General features: G+C 40.5%; 19 protein-coding genes. 14 read left to right on the forward strand and 5 right to left on the reverse strand.

Annotated features, from left to right (window positions below):
* Positions 1–42 precede the first annotated feature (42 nt).
* From eno to BMY70_RS27815, 6 genes are all read left to right on the forward strand, one after another.
* Positions 43–1,314 carry a phosphopyruvate hydratase gene (gene eno, locus BMY70_RS27790; protein ID WP_090341213.1) on the forward strand — a complete coding sequence of 424 codons (1,272 nt, stop codon included), beginning with the start codon at positions 43–45 and terminating at the stop codon, positions 1,312–1,314.
* Positions 1,315–1,395: 81 nt separating this feature from the next.
* Entirely contained in the window at positions 1,396–1,695 is a 300-nt protein-coding gene (locus BMY70_RS27795; protein WP_229209805.1) for an FtsB family cell division protein, read from the forward strand.
* A gap of 96 nt (positions 1,696–1,791) precedes the next feature.
* The gene (locus tag BMY70_RS27800; protein WP_090341217.1) at positions 1,792–2,295 is read left to right on the forward strand and encodes a low molecular weight protein-tyrosine-phosphatase; all 504 of its coding nucleotides are present in this window, start codon (positions 1,792–1,794) and stop codon (positions 2,293–2,295) included.
* A 63-nt stretch (positions 2,296–2,358) separates the two neighbouring features.
* On the forward strand, positions 2,359–3,891 hold the full coding sequence (gpmI, locus tag BMY70_RS27805) for a 2,3-bisphosphoglycerate-independent phosphoglycerate mutase (RefSeq protein WP_090341218.1): 1,533 nt from the start codon (positions 2,359–2,361) through the stop codon (positions 3,889–3,891).
* A 114-nt stretch (positions 3,892–4,005) separates the two neighbouring features.
* On the forward strand, positions 4,006–4,605 hold the full coding sequence (locus tag BMY70_RS27810; protein ID WP_090341220.1) for a hypothetical protein: 600 nt from the start codon (positions 4,006–4,008) through the stop codon (positions 4,603–4,605).
* Between the two features lie 310 nt (positions 4,606–4,915).
* Complete coding sequence (locus BMY70_RS27815) at positions 4,916–5,872, forward strand: DUF8428 domain-containing protein (protein ID WP_090341222.1); 957 nt, start codon at positions 4,916–4,918, stop codon at positions 5,870–5,872.
* Between the two features lie 79 nt (positions 5,873–5,951).
* Here the strand turns inward: BMY70_RS27815 and BMY70_RS27820 are convergent, their stop codons facing one another.
* The 4 genes from BMY70_RS27820 to BMY70_RS27835 form a co-directional block, all read right to left on the reverse strand.
* Positions 5,952–6,842 carry a polyphosphate kinase 2 family protein gene (locus BMY70_RS27820; protein WP_090341223.1) on the reverse strand — a complete coding sequence of 297 codons (891 nt, stop codon included), beginning with the start codon at positions 6,840–6,842 and terminating at the stop codon, positions 5,952–5,954.
* A 77-nt stretch (positions 6,843–6,919) separates the two neighbouring features.
* Positions 6,920–7,495, reverse strand: a complete 576-nt coding sequence (rdgB, locus tag BMY70_RS27825) for an RdgB/HAM1 family non-canonical purine NTP pyrophosphatase (protein WP_090341224.1) — start codon at positions 7,493–7,495, stop codon at positions 6,920–6,922.
* Positions 7,496–7,577: 82 nt separating this feature from the next.
* Complete coding sequence (locus BMY70_RS27830) at positions 7,578–8,483, reverse strand: FKBP-type peptidyl-prolyl cis-trans isomerase (protein ID WP_090341225.1); 906 nt, start codon at positions 8,481–8,483, stop codon at positions 7,578–7,580.
* Between the two features lie 46 nt (positions 8,484–8,529).
* On the reverse strand, positions 8,530–9,564 hold the full coding sequence (locus BMY70_RS27835; protein WP_090341226.1) for a DHH family phosphoesterase: 1,035 nt from the start codon (positions 9,562–9,564) through the stop codon (positions 8,530–8,532).
* Positions 9,565–9,766: 202 nt separating this feature from the next.
* Between BMY70_RS27835 and BMY70_RS27840 the strand changes: the two genes are divergently transcribed.
* A complete protein-coding gene (locus BMY70_RS27840) occupies positions 9,767–10,186 on the forward strand; it encodes a nucleoside-diphosphate kinase (RefSeq protein ID WP_090341227.1) in 420 nt (139 codons plus the stop codon).
* Positions 10,187–10,258: 72 nt separating this feature from the next.
* On the opposite strand, the gene BMY70_RS27845 is transcribed toward BMY70_RS27840, so the two are convergent.
* Complete coding sequence (locus BMY70_RS27845; RefSeq protein ID WP_090341228.1) at positions 10,259–10,780, reverse strand: fasciclin domain-containing protein; 522 nt, start codon at positions 10,778–10,780, stop codon at positions 10,259–10,261.
* Positions 10,781–10,874: 94 nt separating this feature from the next.
* On the opposite strand from BMY70_RS27845, the gene BMY70_RS27850 reads away from it, so the two are divergent.
* The 7 genes from BMY70_RS27850 to BMY70_RS27880 all read left to right on the forward strand — a co-directional run bounded on the left by BMY70_RS27850 (position 10,875) and on the right by BMY70_RS27880 (position 19,023).
* A complete protein-coding gene (locus tag BMY70_RS27850) occupies positions 10,875–11,510 on the forward strand; it encodes a 3-keto-disaccharide hydrolase (protein ID WP_090341229.1) in 636 nt (211 codons plus the stop codon).
* Between the two features lie 209 nt (positions 11,511–11,719).
* The gene (locus BMY70_RS27855) at positions 11,720–13,153 is read left to right on the forward strand and encodes a histidine kinase (RefSeq protein WP_090341231.1); all 1,434 of its coding nucleotides are present in this window, start codon (positions 11,720–11,722) and stop codon (positions 13,151–13,153) included.
* Between the two features lie 73 nt (positions 13,154–13,226).
* On the forward strand, positions 13,227–14,009 hold the full coding sequence (locus tag BMY70_RS27860; protein WP_090341233.1) for a LytR/AlgR family response regulator transcription factor: 783 nt from the start codon (positions 13,227–13,229) through the stop codon (positions 14,007–14,009).
* A 322-nt stretch (positions 14,010–14,331) separates the two neighbouring features.
* On the forward strand, positions 14,332–15,084 hold the full coding sequence (gene uppS / locus BMY70_RS27865; protein ID WP_090341235.1) for an undecaprenyl pyrophosphate synthase: 753 nt from the start codon (positions 14,332–14,334) through the stop codon (positions 15,082–15,084).
* A gap of 6 nt (positions 15,085–15,090) precedes the next feature.
* On the forward strand, positions 15,091–17,682 hold the full coding sequence (bamA, locus tag BMY70_RS27870; protein WP_090341237.1) for an outer membrane protein assembly factor BamA: 2,592 nt from the start codon (positions 15,091–15,093) through the stop codon (positions 17,680–17,682).
* A gap of 50 nt (positions 17,683–17,732) precedes the next feature.
* Positions 17,733–18,353, forward strand: coding sequence for an OmpH/Skp family outer membrane protein (locus BMY70_RS27875; protein WP_090341239.1), 621 nt, complete (start codon positions 17,733–17,735; stop codon positions 18,351–18,353).
* 10 nt (positions 18,354–18,363) lie between these two features.
* The gene (locus tag BMY70_RS27880; RefSeq protein ID WP_090341241.1) at positions 18,364–19,023 is read left to right on the forward strand and encodes an OmpH/Skp family outer membrane protein; all 660 of its coding nucleotides are present in this window, start codon (positions 18,364–18,366) and stop codon (positions 19,021–19,023) included.
* Positions 19,024–19,253: the final 230 nt, after the last annotated feature.

Raw genomic sequence — 19,253 nt, forward strand, 5'->3', positions numbered from 1 at the left:
TACCGTTAATATATCCATTTCAAATCAAACCCAAAGCTGCAAATGAGTACGATTCAGTCAGTACATGCAAGACAAATTCTGGATTCAAGAGGAAACCCTACAGTAGAAGTAGATATTCGTACCGAAAATGGTTATTTAGGACGCGCTGCGGTGCCTTCCGGAGCATCAACTGGTAAACACGAAGCAGTAGAACTTCGCGATGAGGACAAAAGCGTTTACGTTGGAAAAGGAGTTTTGAAAGCTGTTGAAAATGTTAATGATATCATTTTCCCTGAATTGATCGGCGCTTCTGTTTTCGAACAAAACCTGATTGATAAAATAATGCTTGAATTGGATGGTACGCCAAACAAAAGCAAGCTTGGAGCTAACGCAATTCTTGGTGTTTCTTTGGCGGTTGCCAAAGCTGCTGCTCAGGAAGCGGGTCTTCCGTTATACCGTTACATCGGTGGTGTTAATGCAAACACACTTCCGGTTCCGATGATGAATATTCTTAACGGTGGTAGCCATGCAGACAACTCAATCGATTTCCAGGAATTTATGATTCTTCCTGCGAAGGCTGATACTTTCTCTGAGTCTCTTCGTATGGGCGTTGAAGTATTTCATACCTTGAAAACTGTGTTGAAAAGCAAAGGATTCTCTACCAACGTTGGTGACGAGGGAGGATTTGCTCCAAACATCAGATCTAACGAAGAAGCGATCGAGGTTGTTCTTACTGCAATCGAAAAAGCGGGTTACAAACCAGGTGAAGATATTTTCATCGCTATGGATGCTGCCGTTTCTGAATTCTATGAGGATGGATTGTACCACTTCAAAAAATCAGATGGACGTAAATTGAACTCTGCTGAAATGGCCGACTACTGGACTCAGTGGGTTGCCAAATATCCAATTATCTCAATTGAAGATGGTATGGATGAAGATGACTGGTCAGGTTGGAAAGCGCTTACTGAATCGATTGGTAAAAAATGCCAGTTAGTAGGTGACGATTTATTTGTTACAAACGTAACGCGTTTGCAGCAAGGAATCGAGTCTCAGATCGCTAACGCTGTTTTGGTTAAAGTAAACCAGATCGGTTCGTTGACTGAGACAATCGATACAGTGAATCTTGCGAAAAGAAACAGTTACAAAACGATCATGTCTCACCGTTCAGGTGAAACTGAAGATTCAACTATTGCTGATCTTGCAGTAGCGTTGAATACAGGACAGATCAAAACTGGTTCTGCTTCTCGTTCTGACCGTATGGCGAAATATAACCAACTTCTTCGTATCGAAGAAGAATTGGGAGAAAGCGCTTACTTCCCAGGATTAAAATTCTAATTTTAGTATAATGAAACCGGAGCCCAGGCTCCGGTTTTCTCTTTTCCCAGCATGATCGATTTCAAAAAACTTTGGCAAAACATGCGGAAATTCTATACTGCGACTTTAGTGGTATGGATGGTATGGATTTTGTTTTTAGATAATAATAATATCGGAGTAGTTTTGTCCAATCGGGTCAAAATGAAAGAGCTTGAAAAAGAAAAAGCGATTCTGCAAGATAAAATCAAGCAGGTAGTCCGCGAGCGGAACGAGGTTTTCGGTAATCCTAAAATGCTTGAAAAATGGGCTCGTGAAAAATACTACATGCGGAAACCCCATGAAGACGTTTATGTCATCGTGGATGAAAGCAATCAACCAATAGAAAGCCGGAAAGAGGAATAGAAGTTCTGCCCGAGCGAATCGGAAGCTTTTATAACAGTAGCAAACAGACTCACCGGTATCGCTGTTCACTCTTAAACTGTTTATTACCGCTTCACTTTGATTAACGTACTATTTATTTGTTTAGGTAATATTTGCCGTTCTCCTATTGCAGAAGGTGTATTCAAGGATCTCGTCAGAGAAAAGGGCCTGGATGATCTTATTCACTGCGATTCGGCCGGAACAGGAGCTTATCACATCGGAAGCCTGGCCGATAAGCGTATGAGGGCCGTTGCTTCGGCTAACGGCATCACGCTAACACATAAGGCAAGGCAGCTATCCTTCGAGGATTTTATTAATTTCAATTATATTGTTGCCATGGACGAAGCAAATTTCGAAAATATTCGAAAGGAGAGCTTTCGTGCACATGGATTCTATTTGCCCGAAGATCAGTTATATTTATACAGGATGTTTGATCCTGAGCGAGGAGAGTCGGTTATTGTACCTGATCCTTACTATGAAGAACTTTCCGCATTTGACGATGTCTATGGAATTGTAAAAAGAAGCGGAACTGCATTTCTTGATTTTTTGATTGAAAAACACAATCTGGTTGCAAAAGCCTAACATTATATTGGGTCGGGATCAGATTTAGAAATATGAAGGTTGAATTTTTAAACAAGTAATACATTGGGAAAGAAAGTAATTCTTATCATCATGGACGGCTGGGGAATCGCCAAAGCCGGAGAAGAAAATCGTTCAGCGATCCTGGCTGCGAGCACGCCATTTTATGACAGCATATTAACAAAATATCCTCATAGCAAACTCGAAGCAAGTGGTCTTGCGGTAGGTTTGCCGGATGGGCAAATGGGAAATTCGGAAGTTGGGCATACCAATCTGGGTGCTGGTCGCGTGGTATATCAGGATCTTGTTAAAATTAATCTGGCAGTTTCTTCAGGCACATTGGCTGAGGAACCAGTGCTTGCTGATGCGCTTACGTTTGCAAAGGAGAATAATAAAAAAGTCCACTTTATCGGATTGGTTTCTGACGGTGGGGTTCACTCTCATATTGATCACGTAAAAGGTCTTTGTAAAATTGCTGCGGATAAAGGTTTGAGCAATGTTTTTGTTCACGCTTTCACCGACGGACGTGATACAGACCCGAAAAGTGGTTTAGGTTTTCTTACAGAACTGCAGGAAACGATGGCGGCTACAACCGGACAGATCGCAAGTGTTACCGGGCGTTATTATGCGATGGACCGCGACAAACGTTGGGAACGTGTTAAGCTGGCATATGATGCGATGGTTCATGGCGAAGGAAAACATGTAGCTGTGGGAGGAATTTTGTCTGCAATTGAAGAATCGTATGAAGAGGGTGTATCGGATGAATTTATCCAGCCAATTATTGCGACAAATCCTGACGGAACTCCGCTGGCTGTGATCGAAGAAAATGATGTTGTAGTATGCTTCAACTTCCGTACTGACCGCGGACGTGAAATTACAGAAGCACTTACGCAGCAGGATTTTCACGAGCAGAATATGCATAAGCTGAATCTGCGTTATATTACAATGACAAATTATGACGACACTTTCAAAGGAGTTTCTGTCATTTTTGATAAAGATAATTTGAATAATACGTTGGGAGAAGTTTTGGAAGCTGCGGGTAAAAAGCAAATCCGCATTGCTGAAACTGAAAAATATCCACATGTTACATTCTTCTTTTCAGGTGGTCGTGAAAAGCCGTTTGAAGGAGAGAGCCGTTTGCTGAGTCCATCTCCCAAGGTAGCAACCTATGATCTTCAGCCGGAAATGTCTGCTTTTGGCCTTCGTGATCTTATTGTTCCTGAATTGATCAAAGAGGAAGTTGACTTTATTTGTCTGAACTTTGCAAATGCTGATATGGTAGGTCATACCGGCGTTTTTGAAGCTGCCGTAAAAGCATGTGAAACAGTTGATCAATGCGTTCAGGCGGTTGTAACGACAGGTTTGGAACACGGTTATACTTCAATTATCATCGCAGATCACGGTAATTCTGATTACATGGCAAACGACGATGGATCACCTAACACGGCGCATTCATTAAATTTAGTGCCATGTATTTTGGTTGATAACGATTATCAAAAGCCAATTAAAGATGGGAAACTAGCCGATATGGCACCAACGATCCTGGATCTGATGGGTGTTGCCAAGCCAGTTGAAATGACTGGCGAAAGCATATTATAAACTATACGAGTCTAAAAGGTGTTATTTTTACAGAGAGTCTGGTTCAGGCTCTCTGATTTTTTATGCGGTTCCCCGATCGTAATTTACCATGGCTCAATGCTATTAAATAATAATATGAATACCAGATATAAAGGCTCTTTTTTTAAGTTTTCTGTGAAATTGTTTTCCATCGTCTTTCTTTTCTTTCTGATGGGCTGTGATCAGCCCGAGGAAAAAGCGGTTGACAAAAAGATGTATTACGATTTGAAAGGTTTTATTGAAACACAGATTACCTTTCTGTCGGAACAAAAACCAACCGTTAACAAGATCTTGACTGTTGCAGGTAAGAATGAAAGCAGATCTACAAAAGAAGTTGACTGGAAAAAAGAGCTGGAGTTATTTATTCAGGCAGATATCAATAAACCTGCATACAGTAAAAGTTTTGAAGTGACTAAACCAGACTCGCTGACTTCTACTTTTACATTAAAAACAGATGAAAATATTCCTGTTAAATCTGTGACGGTCAGATTGGATAAGATCACAGGAAATCCGGTTTTAATCAAGGCACTGTTAAAATCTGAAAATAAGCTGTATCAGTCTGAAAAAAATATCGAGCTTCACTGTATAGGTGAATCCAATCAATGGCACGTAACATATTATTCCATAAAGGGATATCAAAAGCTGGCGACGATGGACAAAAAGGATTTTTCGATTGAATCGAAGGTGATTTATTAACGACTTTTACACCGAACATTTTGTCCTATTTTGCCCTACTTTGTGTATGGCCGCCACAAATTTTTAGCGTGTAATATAGTGGCATTTTCGATGAATAAAACTTGTATGTTTCTTGATTATATCATGCAAAATGCCTCAAAATACGCTAAATAGGCGTATTTTTCATTTTTGTAGAACTAGGTTTAGAGGATTTGTAATGCATTTTAGCGACTTTAAGAAAGTGAGGAATGATATTGGTGATATTCGTTTCAGAGTCTAACTAAAATCTAAATAAATCAAACATTACACAATTTAAATAAACCTATTCTCAATGCAATCACAACCAGAACAACAGAAGAACAAACAGACTATAGCATGGGCAATGGTAGTTGTCCTAGGTCTGGCGACAGCCATGTTTGGCTACCTTTTCACCACTCAAAAAAGTGAATTGACTCAGCAAGAATCAATGGTAGTAGAAAAGGCCAGGGAATTGGCACTTACTAAAACGAAACTTGATTCGATTTCTACGGTGCTTGATGCGAAAATTGCTGAAATTGAAAAACTAGGCGGAGATGTTTCGGAGCTTACGAAAGTTAAAGAACAACTTGAAAAAGACAAAGTTGCATTCCGTAGAAGTAACAAGGTTGAAACTGGAAAATATCTTGCTAAAATTAAGGAATATGAAAAGTTCCTTGCAGAAAAAGACGAAGTTATTGCTCAGTTGAGACTTGAGAACGAACAATTGACTGCTTCTAACGACTCGCTTAGTACGCATGTAGGTACACTGACTAATGAGCGTCAGAGATTGGTACAGCGTCAGGCTGAACTTACAGACTCTGTTGTAACGTTTACTGCTGCCAACAAAGAATTGTCTGCAAAGGTTAGCCAGGCAGCCGCTTTGAAAGCGCAAAATCTTAAAGTGCTAACAGTTAATTCGAGAGGTAAAACAAAAGACAAGGACGAATACAAAGCGAAACGTGTTGATAAGTTGAAATTAACTTTCAATCTTCCTGAAAACGCTTTAACGGCACAGGAATCAAAAGATATTTATCTGCGAGTACTTGATCCTCAGGGTGCAGTAGTTGCGGATGATGCAACAGGATCAGGAGAGTTCGAAGTAGATGGAACGCCTTCGAAATTCACAGCCCGTGAGTCGATTGCTTACCAGAACAATAACCAGAAAGTTGAGATGCTTTATGATAACTCTCAGCTTCGTCCGGGAAAATATAGCGTGGAACTTTATTCAGAAGGTTATAAAATCGGTGGAACGAATTTCACGATTAAGTAATAACTCTGACAGTGTTTTAGCTTAACAAAAAATGGAGCCTGAGAATTTTCAGGCTCCATTTTTTGTCAGACAACAGATTTTATTTTTCGTTCTGATCCCGGATGATTTGAATGAATCGCTGCAATTCTTCCGCCCGCTCCGGGCTAACTTCGGGATAATTCATATCCATTTTCTTCAATTCTTCCACAATAATTTCCCCGACAATCAGACGAGTATTCTTTTTGTCATCGGCTGGAATTATAAACCACGGAGATTTTTTTGTAGCTGTTTCATTAATAGCATCCTCATATGCTTTCTGATATTCATCCCACTTATCCCTCACTTTGACATCCTGCTCTTCGAATTTCCAGTTCTTGTTTGGATCTTCAATTCGTTCAATCAGCCGGTCGGCCTGTTCTTTTTTTGAAACATTTAAGAAGAACTTTATAACCCGTATTCCATTTCTGTAAAGGTATTTTTCTAGATTTTTGATGTCGGAATACCGTTTTTCCCAAACTTTATCAAGATCCTGGGTAAGTTCAACGGGCAAGCGCTGTGAAGTTGTCAGAATCGTAGGGTCAACCTTAACCACGAGGACTTCCTCATAATAGCTGCGATTGAAAATCGTAATTGTTCCGCGTTGCGGGAGTACGTTATTAGTGCGCCAGAGAAAGTCGTGGCCGAGTTCCGTATCAGTTGGTCGCTTGAATGAATGAATTTTAACGCCTACTGGATTGACGCCAGAGAGAACATGTTTGATAGTTCCGTCTTTTCCTGCCGCGTCCATCGCCTGAAAAATAATCAGTAAGCCATATCGGTTATGAGCGTACATTTTGCTTTGAAGTTCATCAAGTTGCTTGACAAATTCAGCCAGCATTGATTCATATTCCGCTTTATCATCATAAATATCCTTGAAAGTTGTAACAGCTTTCTTGATATCGAATTTTTCGGTACCGTCAACACGGAATGTCCCCGATTTGAAATTAGACATGTTCCTGGATTTAGTTAATTGAATGACTTGTTGATAAGATTCTCAATTTACGATTTTTCGCTTCCAGGTCAAGTCATCTATAGACTCAGCAGATATTGTTTTAACTTTTCAAACGCTCTGCCTCTATGGCTCAATTCGCTTTTTTCCTGCATGGTCATTTCTGCGAAAGTCCTGTTATGGCCTTCTGGGATAAAAATCGGGTTGTAGCCAAAACCTTGACTTCCTCTTTTTTCCATAGAAATGGAGCCCTCGATCACGCCATCAAACTGACGGTATTCTCCATCCAGAAAAAGTGTAATGACGCATATAAATCGTGCAGTCAAATTTTCTTTACCTTCCATATTTTTTAAAAGCATATCCATATTGGCATTTGCATCGCGTTCCGGACCGCCATAGTAAGCTGAATGCACACCCGGCTCTCCATTAAGCGCATCCACTTCCAGTCCCGAATCATCTGCGAAACAGTTGATGTTATAATTTTTCCAAACGTATTCAGCTTTCTCAAAAGAATTTTCAGGAATCGTGTCGTGTGTTTCCGGTATTTCCTCATCGCATCCAATTTCGCGCAGCGTAGTCAATAAAAATGAGTCACCCAGCAAATCCTGAATCTCTTCTAATTTGTGGGCATTGTTGGTAGCAAAACAAAGTTTCATAATCCGTAATATTTTTTAACAATCAACAAAAAACGGCTACATCCAGAAGAGGCAGCCGTTTCTCAAATTTACTTCTTTTAAATTATCTTGCTGGTGCCGGTGTTGGAGCAGCAGCAGGTTTAGCACCTTTTGTAAAGTCTACCAATTCAACGTCAAACAACAACACTGAGTTGCCAGGAATTGCTCCCGGAGATCCGTCAACACCATAAGCTAACCCTGACGGAATGATCAATGTGCGTTTTCCACCTTTTTTCATCAACATAATTCCTTCTTCCCAGCCTGGAATAACCATACCAACACCAACTTGGAAATCGATTGGCTTACCTTGGTTTTTCGAGCTGTCAAATACTTTTCCATCCAAAAGTTTACCAGTGTAGTGTACTTTCACGTTATCGCCTTGTGATGGATTTTCACCTGTACCTACAACATCATCAATATAATAAAGACCTGATGCTGTATGCTGTGCTTTGGCGGTCAAATTATTTTTAGTCAGATATTCCTGAATTACTTTTTCATCGATTGCCTTTTGTTTCACGCCAGCTTCTGACTGTTGTTTCTGGAATTCTTCAGAAGTAAGAACGCTCAAAACTTTAACAGTGAAAGTGATTTCAGAACCTTTTTTGATCATCGGAGGCAACGGCTGCATCATTTTCGCAAACAAAGTATCTGCATTGATGAAGAATTTAGCACTGTCGCCTGTCGCAAGCATAGCCAAACCTTCCTCAAAACTTCCTTTAAACGGAGGCGCCTGAAGAACAAGTTTCACTGGTGTTTTTTCTTTGTAAGTATCACGAAGGGTTGAGTCAGCTCCGTTTTTAAGAACAAGATGAAATGACATGATATCACCAAGTTTCGCTTTGCGAGCCTCTTCGTCATGTTCAAAAATCTGATATTTCAAACCAGTATCAGTCACCTTTGTCTTATACTTGTCGCAGGCTGTTGCGAGAATAGTTATGCCTAGTACACAACCGATTGTTTTAAGATTCATTGGAATGTATTAATTAAAAAATATTTATGTGAATATTATAATAGGATTAGTCAACCTGTAAAAGTTCGTCCTTGTATTTAGGAAGAATGGATAAAAATAGTTCAACAGTTTCTGTGATCGAAGTTTCAGTTCTTCCACCTGATGCATTTCTATGACCGCCTCCGTTGAAGTAAGTACTGGAAACATCCCGGACAGAAAATTCGCCCACCGACCGGAAAGATATTTTTACTTCGCCTTTTCTTTCGATAAATAAAGCGGACATCACGACGTTTTCGACTTGAAGTCCGTAGTTAACAATACCTTCTGTTTCGCCAGTGCTGGAATTGAATCTTTGTAATTCAGCTTCAGTAAGTACCATGTAAGCAGTACGATATTCGGGCAGAACGATTAATTTCTGAGACAGGACGTACCCTAAAAACTGTAACCGGGAAAGCGGCGAATTGTCGTAGATCAACCGGTGAACTCTACTGGAATCAAAGCCCGTCAACATCAGATCTGCGACGGCCAGATGAACAGCCGAAGTAACATTTCCATGCCTGAAAGAACCGGTATCGGTCATAATTCCTGCATAAAGACATTCTGCCATGGGAATATCGAAAATATCCGTTGTCGGAACATCTCCTTCAATTTCCTTTATTAACGCATAAACAAGCTGGGCTGTTGCGGCCGCACCTGTATCCCAGATCATCCACTTGGCAAAATGTTCAGGTTCTAAATGATGATCAATCATTAATTTGGGAGCTTTCGCCTCCTGCACAACTTTTCCAAGATCTTTTAGACGTGACAATGCGGAAAAATCGAGGCAGCAAATTAAGGTCGCTTCGTCAATTCTTCTTTTCGCTTTTCCCATTTCACCAGACTTTTCATACACCATCACTTCGCTCATTCCGGGAAGCCAGCGAAGGTTCGCAGCATAATCGGTTGGGCTTATAACAGTGACGGTATGGCCTTTTCTGGATAAATAACTTCCCCACCCAAGCGAAGAACCCAGCGCGTCCGCGTCGGGATCCCTATGCATCGTGATGACGATTTTTTGAGGAGTAGACAGAAAAGCGACAAGCTCTTCAATGGTTTGATTCACAGTTATTTAATTCAAAAAGAAAACTTGGACCCGGCATTTTAATGACAAAATTAACAAAACTGTTGGGATTTGTTTAATGTTGAGTACTAAAGGCTTATTCCAACGCCAATGTTTTTGTGCTGAAACGAGGTTCCTTGCAGAATTGCTGGCTATATAAAATGAAAATTGTAGTTTTACAGCCAAATAAATTATAGCAAACTGTATGTCAACCAATAAGACCTTCACGATGATCAAGCCTGATGCCGTATTAGACGGGAACTCAGGTTCTATTATCAAAATGATCGAGGCAGCGGGATTCCGTGTTGTGGCCTTAAAGAAAACAAAATTAACTCCCGAGCGAGCAGGAGAATTTTATGCAGTACATAAAGAAAGACCTTTCTATAACGATTTATGTGCATACATGTCATCAGGACCTATTGTTCCGATGATTCTTGAAAAAGAAAATGCTGTGGCTGATTTCCGTACATTAATCGGTGCGACGAATCCTGCAAATGCAGACGAAGGAACAATCCGTAAATTGTTTGCCAAATCAATTGAAGCAAATGCAATTCACGGTTCTGATTCTGATGAAAATGCTCAAATCGAAGGTAACTTCTTTTTTGCTCACACAGAGCAGTTTTAAAAAACGAGGTATTTCAAAAAGTAAAGGCCTGTTGTCGTAGACTGCAGGCCTTTACTTTTTGAGAATTCAAGATTATCTGACAGGTACTAAAACTCTGCTTACTACCTGAATTATTCCATTGTCTGCATTAATATTTTTGGTACTGACAGTTGCACCGTTGATCGTCAAGGATGTATCAGATATAGATGCTTTTTTTACAATGAGACTATCACCGGCAATATAGCCATCGTATGTCTGCTCTTTAAGCTCTTCATATCGTATCTTCCCTTTAAGGCTATGTTTAAATACAAATTTTCTAGCCAAAGAATCAGGTAAGGCATTAACCATGGCCGCAGTTACAGACGAATTAATAAAAGCTGCATTGTTGGGAGCAAAAAGCGTTAGATTTTCTGTCCTAAACTCATCACTGAGGTTATTGTCTAAAATAATTTCTCTAAGTATCGAAAACTCATCGTTTTGCATAATTACATCCGTAATTGTTTTCGGCTTAACAATATCGTCATCATTTTCTTTGCAGGATGTTACTATGCTGGTAAATACTGTGACAGACAAAAAAAATGCCACGTAACGCCCTATAAAGTTGATTTTTTTCATAGCTTCGAATCGGTTTAATTTTTGTAAAACTAATTGAAAATGTAGTTTGGTGAATTGTTAAACTAATTTTTTTTAATCCTAATCCCAAGAAAACATGTTAAAGTTTAAGTTTTTGGCCGCATGCTGTGCGGTAATTCTGTTCACAAGCTCTGCCTTTCTCGTCATTCGGGAGGACAGAACTGTAACTAAAAAGAAGACTGTAAAATTGTTCAACGGTAAAGATTTAACCGGCTGGAAAATCAATGGTACCGAAAAATGGTATGCCGAAAAAGGCGAACTGATCTGTGAAAGTGGCCCTGATAAAGAATATGGCTACCTGACGACGGACAAATTTTATAAAGATTTTGACCTGTCTCTGAAATTTAAACAGGAGGCAAATGGAAACAGCGGCGTATTTTTCAGATCAACAGTCGAAGGAACAAAGGTAGCAGGATGGCAGGTTGAAGTTGCTCCGCCGAATCACGATACGGGTGGTGTTTACGAATCTTATGGCCGCGAGTGGCTTGTAAAAATTCCTGACGAAAAAGAAGGATTCCTTAAAATGGGTGAATGGAATACATTGAGAATACGCGTGGTTGGACCTAAAGTTCAAACCTGGTTAAACGGCAATGCAATGGTTGATTTTGATGATGCAAAAATTGGTGCTGCAAATGGCTCAATCGCGCTTCAGATTCACTCAGGCGGCGGTATAAAAGTTCGTTGGAAAGACTTAATTCTGGAAGAATTGTAGAATTCCGATTCGATATTCATTTCCATTGTTTCGAAGTTCATGCTGCATTAAAGCGCAGTTCGTCGGAATTCAATAACGAAAAGGCTTCATGGCTGATAGATTTGTGTCAATAAAAGACAAAGTGTATCAGTTGTGAAGCTTTTTTATTTTCGGCTTTTGGAGAACAGGTGCTTTTATGACAAACGATACTGAGAGATGTTGAATATTATATGGAAAATAAAAAGAAGCCTTTGCGCATGACTGGCACCTCGCTTGAGGGAAAAGATTTTAGTAATATGGATCTGGAAGGTGCTGATTTCAGCTTTTCGAGCCTTGAAGGAATAAATTTCGATGGCTCTAATCTTCGCAATGCCAAAATTCGTTTTGCTTCACTGGAAAAAGCTACTTTTCGAAATGCTGATCTGACAAATGCTGATATGAGTTTCAGCAGTCTGACCGATACCGATATGACCGGTGCGAAGATTGAGGGTGCGAATTTCAGTTTTTCCTCTCAGGGTAAATCTTTCAACTGGCAGGATCTCAACCTGATCGGCCTGATCCAAAGCCAGAGCTGGGTAGGAACTGTGGTCGCCGCTTTCATCGGAGCACTGATGTTATATGGAACGAGCGCCATTTTATATTTTACACTGGAAATTATTTACACCTCCAATCCGCTCCGGGTTCAGCTGAATCAATATTTGATCGCTCAAAATGTTATTGGTGGCGTCTTCACCGTTTTGATCGCCCAAAATCTGGCAATCTGGCTGGATTCCATGATCGAAAAGATATTTTTTCGTCATTTGGTTTTGAGTTTGATCATTTCACTTTTTCATATGAGCTTGGCAGCCGGGATGTACTATCTTTTTGGAAAAAGTATATTTCAGGCGCTTAAGGTTCAAGATCCGGCGGCCGCGGTTCAAAATAATGCATGGTATTGGTATACAGTCGGACCCATCATTATTGCCAACGTTTTTTATTATCTGGCACGGCAGGGGAGGCAATTGTCCCGCAAAATATCGGATCAGGAATATCAGCTGCTGAATCTGGAAAAGCTGAAAACAAGAGCTGAACTGGATGCTTTACAAGCCAGGATCAATCCTCATTTTTTATACAATTCGTTAAATAGTATCGCCAGCCTTGTTCACGAAGATCCGGACAAAGCTGAGGAAATGACGCTGCTGTTATCGAAACTTTTCCGTTATACCACAGGCCGTAAGAACCGGGATTACTTTGATACCATTGAAAATGAACTTGAAATGGTTCAAACCTATCTGCAGGTTGAGAAGGTCAGGTTTGGCGACAGGCTTCAATTTGAAGTTGAAGTGTCAAACCCTGTACTTAAACATCTCCAGGTACCGAAGTTTATATTGCAGCCTATTGTAGAAAATGCGATCAAACATGGTATTGCAAAATTGGCGGATCAGGGGAAAATTATTGTGAAAATTTATGAGGAAAATGGGTGGCTGCATCTTTGTGTGCACGACAACGGCCCTTTGTTCTCAGATACCATGGGCGCTGGTTATGGTATCCGCAGTATCCAGGAAAAAATGAAATTGTTATACGGCGACGACGCGAAACTTGAACTTCATAACGAGCCCGGTAAATCGGTTAACATTTCGATTTTAAAAACGGCCATCGAGAAAGGACACGAAGAAAATGAGTAAAAGCTTCTTTTGAAGTCTTCTGTAAAATAATTGTTAAGATCTGCGGTCCTGTCAACACGAAATAATAATAAAAATGAATTTCCCTCTTAAAACAATATTGATCGACGATGAACCTTTAGCGCTTAGCAGGCTGAGAAGATTGCTCGAAAAACATCAGGAAACTTTTATCATTGTAGCCGAGGCTAAAAACGGCGCGGAAGGTTTGCTTGAAATTGACAAACACAATCCTGACGTGATCTTTCTTGATATAGAAATGCCGCTTCTGAACGGTTTTGAAATGTTGGCAAAGCTTACAAAAATGCCGCTGGTTGTTTTTTCAACAGCGTATGATCAATATGCGATCCGGGCATTCGAGGAAAACTCGGTGGACTATCTATTAAAACCTGTCGAAAATGACAGACTTTTAAAAACGATCGAAAAGATCCGAAATATTCTTCAGGCTGGTTTCAAGACGGGAGAAAGTCATAACCCCTATTCGGACAATCTTTTACGTCTGCTGGAAGAAATGAAGCCTAAGAAGGAAATATTTTCTTTGTCGGTCAAATCCGGAGACAAAATTCTGCTGATACCCCTCACTGAAATTACGCATTTTGAGGCGGAAGAAAAGTATGTTTTTCTAAACACGCTGGACGGACAAAAATATCTTCTCAATTACACACTGACTTCACTCGAAGAAAAGCTGCCGACGCATTTCCTGCGAATCAGCAGAGCGGGCATCGTTAATTCTCATCACATCAAAGAAATTCAGAAGCACTTCAACGGAAAATACGTCGTTGTTATGCGTGATAAGAAGGTGTCTCAACTGCAAAGCGGAAGCACTTACGGGGAAGTCATCCGCCATCTTCTTGATAATTAATAACCTTGCAACCGGGTGTGCTGTTTAAAATATTGATTTTGAAGACGGCATACTTATTCCTAAATTGCGCCCTTGTTAAAATCCGACGTCTGAGTAATTGCTTTAATGTACTGTTTATCAGTACATTTGTGTTCTAGGCTCAAATTTTTGTTGTTGAAATTTAATATTTTTCGACACAATCGCATCACAATCTGCGTACCTGAATGGAGCAGATGGTATGCATTACATGTCGAATTTCAAAAAACATCAAATAGAATTTATAAGATCGGCGTATAATGGTTCGTTTGTTTTTGTTAAAAAAGGTTAAAAGAGTTCAGATATAATGAAAGAACTCATTGATTCGGGCAATCTGCCGAAGCACATAGCCGTTATCATGGATGGTAACGGTCGGTGGGCACAGAACCAGGGAGCGGCACGTGTTTTCGGCCATCGTAATGCAATTAAGGCAGTAAGAGAGGTTACCGAAGGTTGTGCAGAGCTCGGAGTATCCTACCTGACGCTTTACGCATTTTCAACAGAAAACTGGGCTCGCCCTCAGTTTGAAGTTCGCGCTTTAATGGAATTGCTGGTACAGTCTATCCGTAATGAGCTTCCAACCATGCAGAAAAATAATGTAAGGCTGGATACCATCGGTGATATGGCAAGCTTGCCGGGAAGTTGTCAAAACCAACTGAACGAAGCGATCGAAGCTACCCGTCAAAATACAGGGCTTAATTTAATTCTCGCACTGGGTTACAGTGGAAAATGGGACATTCTGCAGGCGACCAGAAAAATCGCGGCAGAAGTACAGATGGGAAATATCAAGCCGGAAGACATCAATGAAACTTTGTTGACTAAAAATCTTTCCACAGAAGACAGGCCGGAAGTTGATCTGATGTTACGTACTGGTGGCGATCACCGGATAAGTAACTTTCTATTGTGGCAGCTGGCTTATGCCGAGCTGTATTTTTACGAAGACCTTTTTTGGCCCGATTTCCGCAAGGATCATCTTTATCAGGCAATTTTGGCATACCAGAAAACGGAACGGCGTTTTGGTAAAACCGGTGAACAAGTAAAAGCGAATGGAGCTAAGTAGAATTATATGAACCTGGTGAGAAACTTTATAAAAACATTCGTACAGAGTAATTGGGCACTAACAGGAGTATTGTTATGCTGGTGTTTTTCGGTTGAGGCGCAAAAAATCGGATTGGGAAGCAATGCAAAACCTGCTCCTTCATCTGCCAATATGGGAATCGATCCTGCCAATCCAAAAGAATATACTATTGCAGAAGTTACGGTTTCAGGAACTCAGTTTCTGGATCCGAATTCGATGGTTTCTATCTCAGGCCTTAAACCTGGTGATAAAATCCGTGTTCCGGGTCCGGCAATTCCATCTTCTATTAAAAGAATGATGGATTTTGGTACATTGGATGATGTAGAAATCGCTGCAACCAAAGTAGAAGGTGAGAAAATCTGGCTGAATATTCATATCAAGGAGCGCCCGAGACTTTACAAAGTATCTTTTTCAGGAGTCCGCAAAGGAGAACGAGAAACGCTTAACGATAAAGTAAAGTTGATCAAAGGACGTGTAATTACGCCGACGGTAATAAAAAATACGCAGCTTGTTATCAAGAAGTATTATATGGATAAGGGCTTTTACAACACCAAGGTGAAGGTGGTGCAAATTCCGGATTCTACACGTGGTCAGGCGACGCTTAACTTTACAATTAACAAAGGAAGTAAAGTTAAAATTGAAAAGATCAATATTGAAGGCAATACGGATATCAGCAGCACAACCCTGAAACGTAAGATGAAGGGAACAAAGCAGAAACGCATTGGCCGATTGTTTAATCCATCAAAATATATTCCTAAAAAATACGACGAGGATAAGGAAAAACTTATTGCTTACTACCGTAAAAACGGTTACCGTGACGCTACGATTGAGTTCGATACGATTAAAAGTAATGGCGAAACGATTAGCATCAACATGAAGATTGATGAAGGTAAAAAGTACTTTTACCGCAACATTACCTGGACTGGTAACTACTTATATCCATCAAAAGCATTGGGTGAAAAGTTAGGGATCAACAAAGGAGATGTCTACAATCCGGAAGAACTTGACAAGAAAATTAACGGGATTCCTGGTAATGATATCAGCTCGATATACATGGATGACGGTTATCTATATTTCCGTATTGAACCAACTGAAAAAGCGGTTGAAGGGGATTCGATTGATGTTGAACTTCGTATGTTTGAAGGCAAGCAGGCAACGATCAACCGTATTATTCTGAATGGTAATACAAAGACCAGTGACCGTGTGGTTTTGCGTGAACTTTTCACGTTGCCGGGACAGAAATTCAGTAAAACGGAAATAATCAACACGCAGCGCCAGCTTTCTCAAATGGGCTATTTCAACCCTGAGAAAATTGCTCCAAACCCGATTCCAAATCCTCAGGATGGAACGGTAGATATCGAATGGAACGTGGAAGAAAAACCGTCCGACCAGATTGAGCTTTCCGGAGGTTGGGGTGGTTATATCGGTTTTGTAGGCACGTTGGGTCTTGTTTTCAATAATTTCTCGTTGCGTAACATTCCGAACCGTGAAACATGGAGACCGCTTCCATCAGGTGACGGTCAGAAATTGTCTCTTCGTTTCCAGGCAAATGGTAAGCAATATCAGACCTATTCAATGTCTTTCAGTGAGCCATGGCTTGGTGGAAAAAAACCGATCAACTTCGGTGTTTCTTTGCAGCACACAGTTTATCGCGTTGCAAATTATAACAATATTTATTCAACTGGTGGAAGCGGGAGCCTTAGCTACCGTGGAGGTTATTACAACACCGGTGTTACATTTTCGCTTGGACGTCGTTTGAAAGAGCCGGACCGTAACCTTGTTTTGACTCACTCTTTGTCATACCAGCGTTATCGTCTTGATAGTTTGGATATCTTCCGCATTGGGTATAACAATGGGGTTTCAAACAACGTATCATTCAATACAACGATTTCAAGAAATACATTAAGTGATTTCCAATTCCCAAGAAGCGGTTCGAACATCTCTTTAAGCATGACGTTGACGCCTCCTTATTCTGCACTTCGCAAGAATGATTACAAGGATATCAGCGACACTTACCGTTGGGTAGAATACCACAAATGGATGTTTGACGCGACGTACTATGCAACCATCACAGGAAAGCTTGTTTTGAGTGCTAGAACGCACATGGGTTATCTGGGTAGATACAACAAGAAACTGGACTTTAGTAAATTCGGACGGTTTATTGTCGGCGGGTCAGGTTTGGCGGGACAAGGTTCGTTTTCACTGGCTGACCAGGATATTATTGGTCTTCGTGGTTACGAAGATCAAAAGGTTGGGCCATTGACGCAGAGCGGTTTCCCGGCATCAGGTGGAGGTATCGTTTACAACAAATATGTAATGGAGCTTCGTTACCCTGTTTCTCTAAATCCGCAGGCCACAATTTTCATTCTGGGTTTTGCCGAAGGTGGTAACAACTGGGGAAGTTATAAAGAATTTAATCCTTTTGATCTGAAGAGATCTGCCGGTGTGGGTGCCCGTATTTTTATGCCTGCTTTCGGTCTGTTAGGTATCGACTGGGGTTATGGATTTGACACCATCCAGGGCTCGACTCAGAAAAGTGGTGCGCAATTCCACTTTACAATCGGTCAGCAGATCAGATAATATTATAGATCGCTTTTCGTTAAACCTATTTAAATTATTAGCGGCTTGGCATGAAGAACATTATAATTTTACTAGTTTTGTCCGTTATTTCGATCGGACAGGGAATGGCTCAGAAATTCGGTTATACCGATATGGAGTATATTACCAGTAAAATGCCCGAATATCAGCAGGCACAAACGGAAATGAAGAAATTTTCCGAAAAGTGGGCAAAGGAAATTCAGGACAAGTTTGCGGAAGTCAGTAGAATGCAGCGTGCCTATATGGCAGAGGAAGTTTTGCTGACGGATGATCTTAAAAGAAAGCGCCAGGCAGAAATAAAGGAAAAGGAACTGGAAGCAAGAGAATACAACAGCAAGATATTTGGTATGGAAGGTTTACTTTTCCAAAAGAAGAAGGAGCTGATGAAACCGGTAATGGAGAAAGTGCAAAGGGCAGTTTCTAAAATTTGTATGCAGAAAAGGCTTGACTTCATGTTTGACAAATCGAGTGATGTCGGCATGATTTATTCAAATCCCAAACATGACTATTCTGACTACATTATGGAGGAATTGGGAATTGATGCCCAACCTGCCAAAGGTATTGCGAAAGAAAAGACAGTGAAAGATGAATCCACGGTAGCACCAAAAGAGAGCTCCCCTAAACAAAAAAGTACAACCAATAAACTTAAATAGTAACAAAACAATGAAACAAAAATTGATAGTGTTTATGGTCGCAATGGCCATGCTTAGTACTCCTCTTTTGGCACAAACTACTCCTGCTGCAAGCGGTCTTACTAAAATTGGATATACCAATGTAGACTACGTGATCAGCAAGTTGCCTGAAAGCAAAGTAATGCAAAACCAGATTGAAGTTACAAAAGCACAGCTTGACAAAGCGATTGGCGAAACTTATAAAGAAGCTCAGGAAAAATACGAGGCTTATCAGAAAAACGGCGCTCAGATGACTGACGTGATCCGTGCGGATAAAGAAAAAGAGTTGCAAAACCTTCAGACTCGTATTCAGGAAATGCAAACAAATGCTCAGCAGTCTTTGCAAACTAAACAACAGCAGTTGCTTGAACCAATCCTGACGAAGGTTAACAACGCAATTCAGGATGTTGGAAAAGAAAACGGGTTTCTTTATATCCTGAACATGGATGCAGGACAAGGAACGACGCCAATCATTTTGTTCGCCGCTTCTGAAGAAAACAATGCAACGAATCTGATCTTAAGAAAATTAGGAGTTGATCCTGACAAGGTAGAAGCTGCTGCTCCTGCTGCTAAACCAGCAACAACTACGGCAGCGCCTGCCGCTACCAAACCAGCTGCAACAACGCCTGCAACTACTCCTAAGAAGAAATAAGAAGAAGTAGTTTTTTAATTTTAGAATTGTTTTATACTACCGGGGAATAGTCTTTTATGGACTGTTCCCCGGTATTTGTTTTGGGAGGTTTTATTTTCATAAATTCATTTTCTACTGAGATACAAATACTTTCACAAGTGGTTGTATTTAAAAAATGCAAAAAGGAGACAATGTAGTGGCGCCAAAAAATACGCTTTTAAAAAAACAGAAGTATTCAGAACGTTAAGCAT

This window comes from Dyadobacter koreensis (assembly GCF_900108855.1).
Classification (GTDB): Bacteria; Bacteroidota; Bacteroidia; order Cytophagales; family Spirosomataceae; genus Dyadobacter; species Dyadobacter koreensis.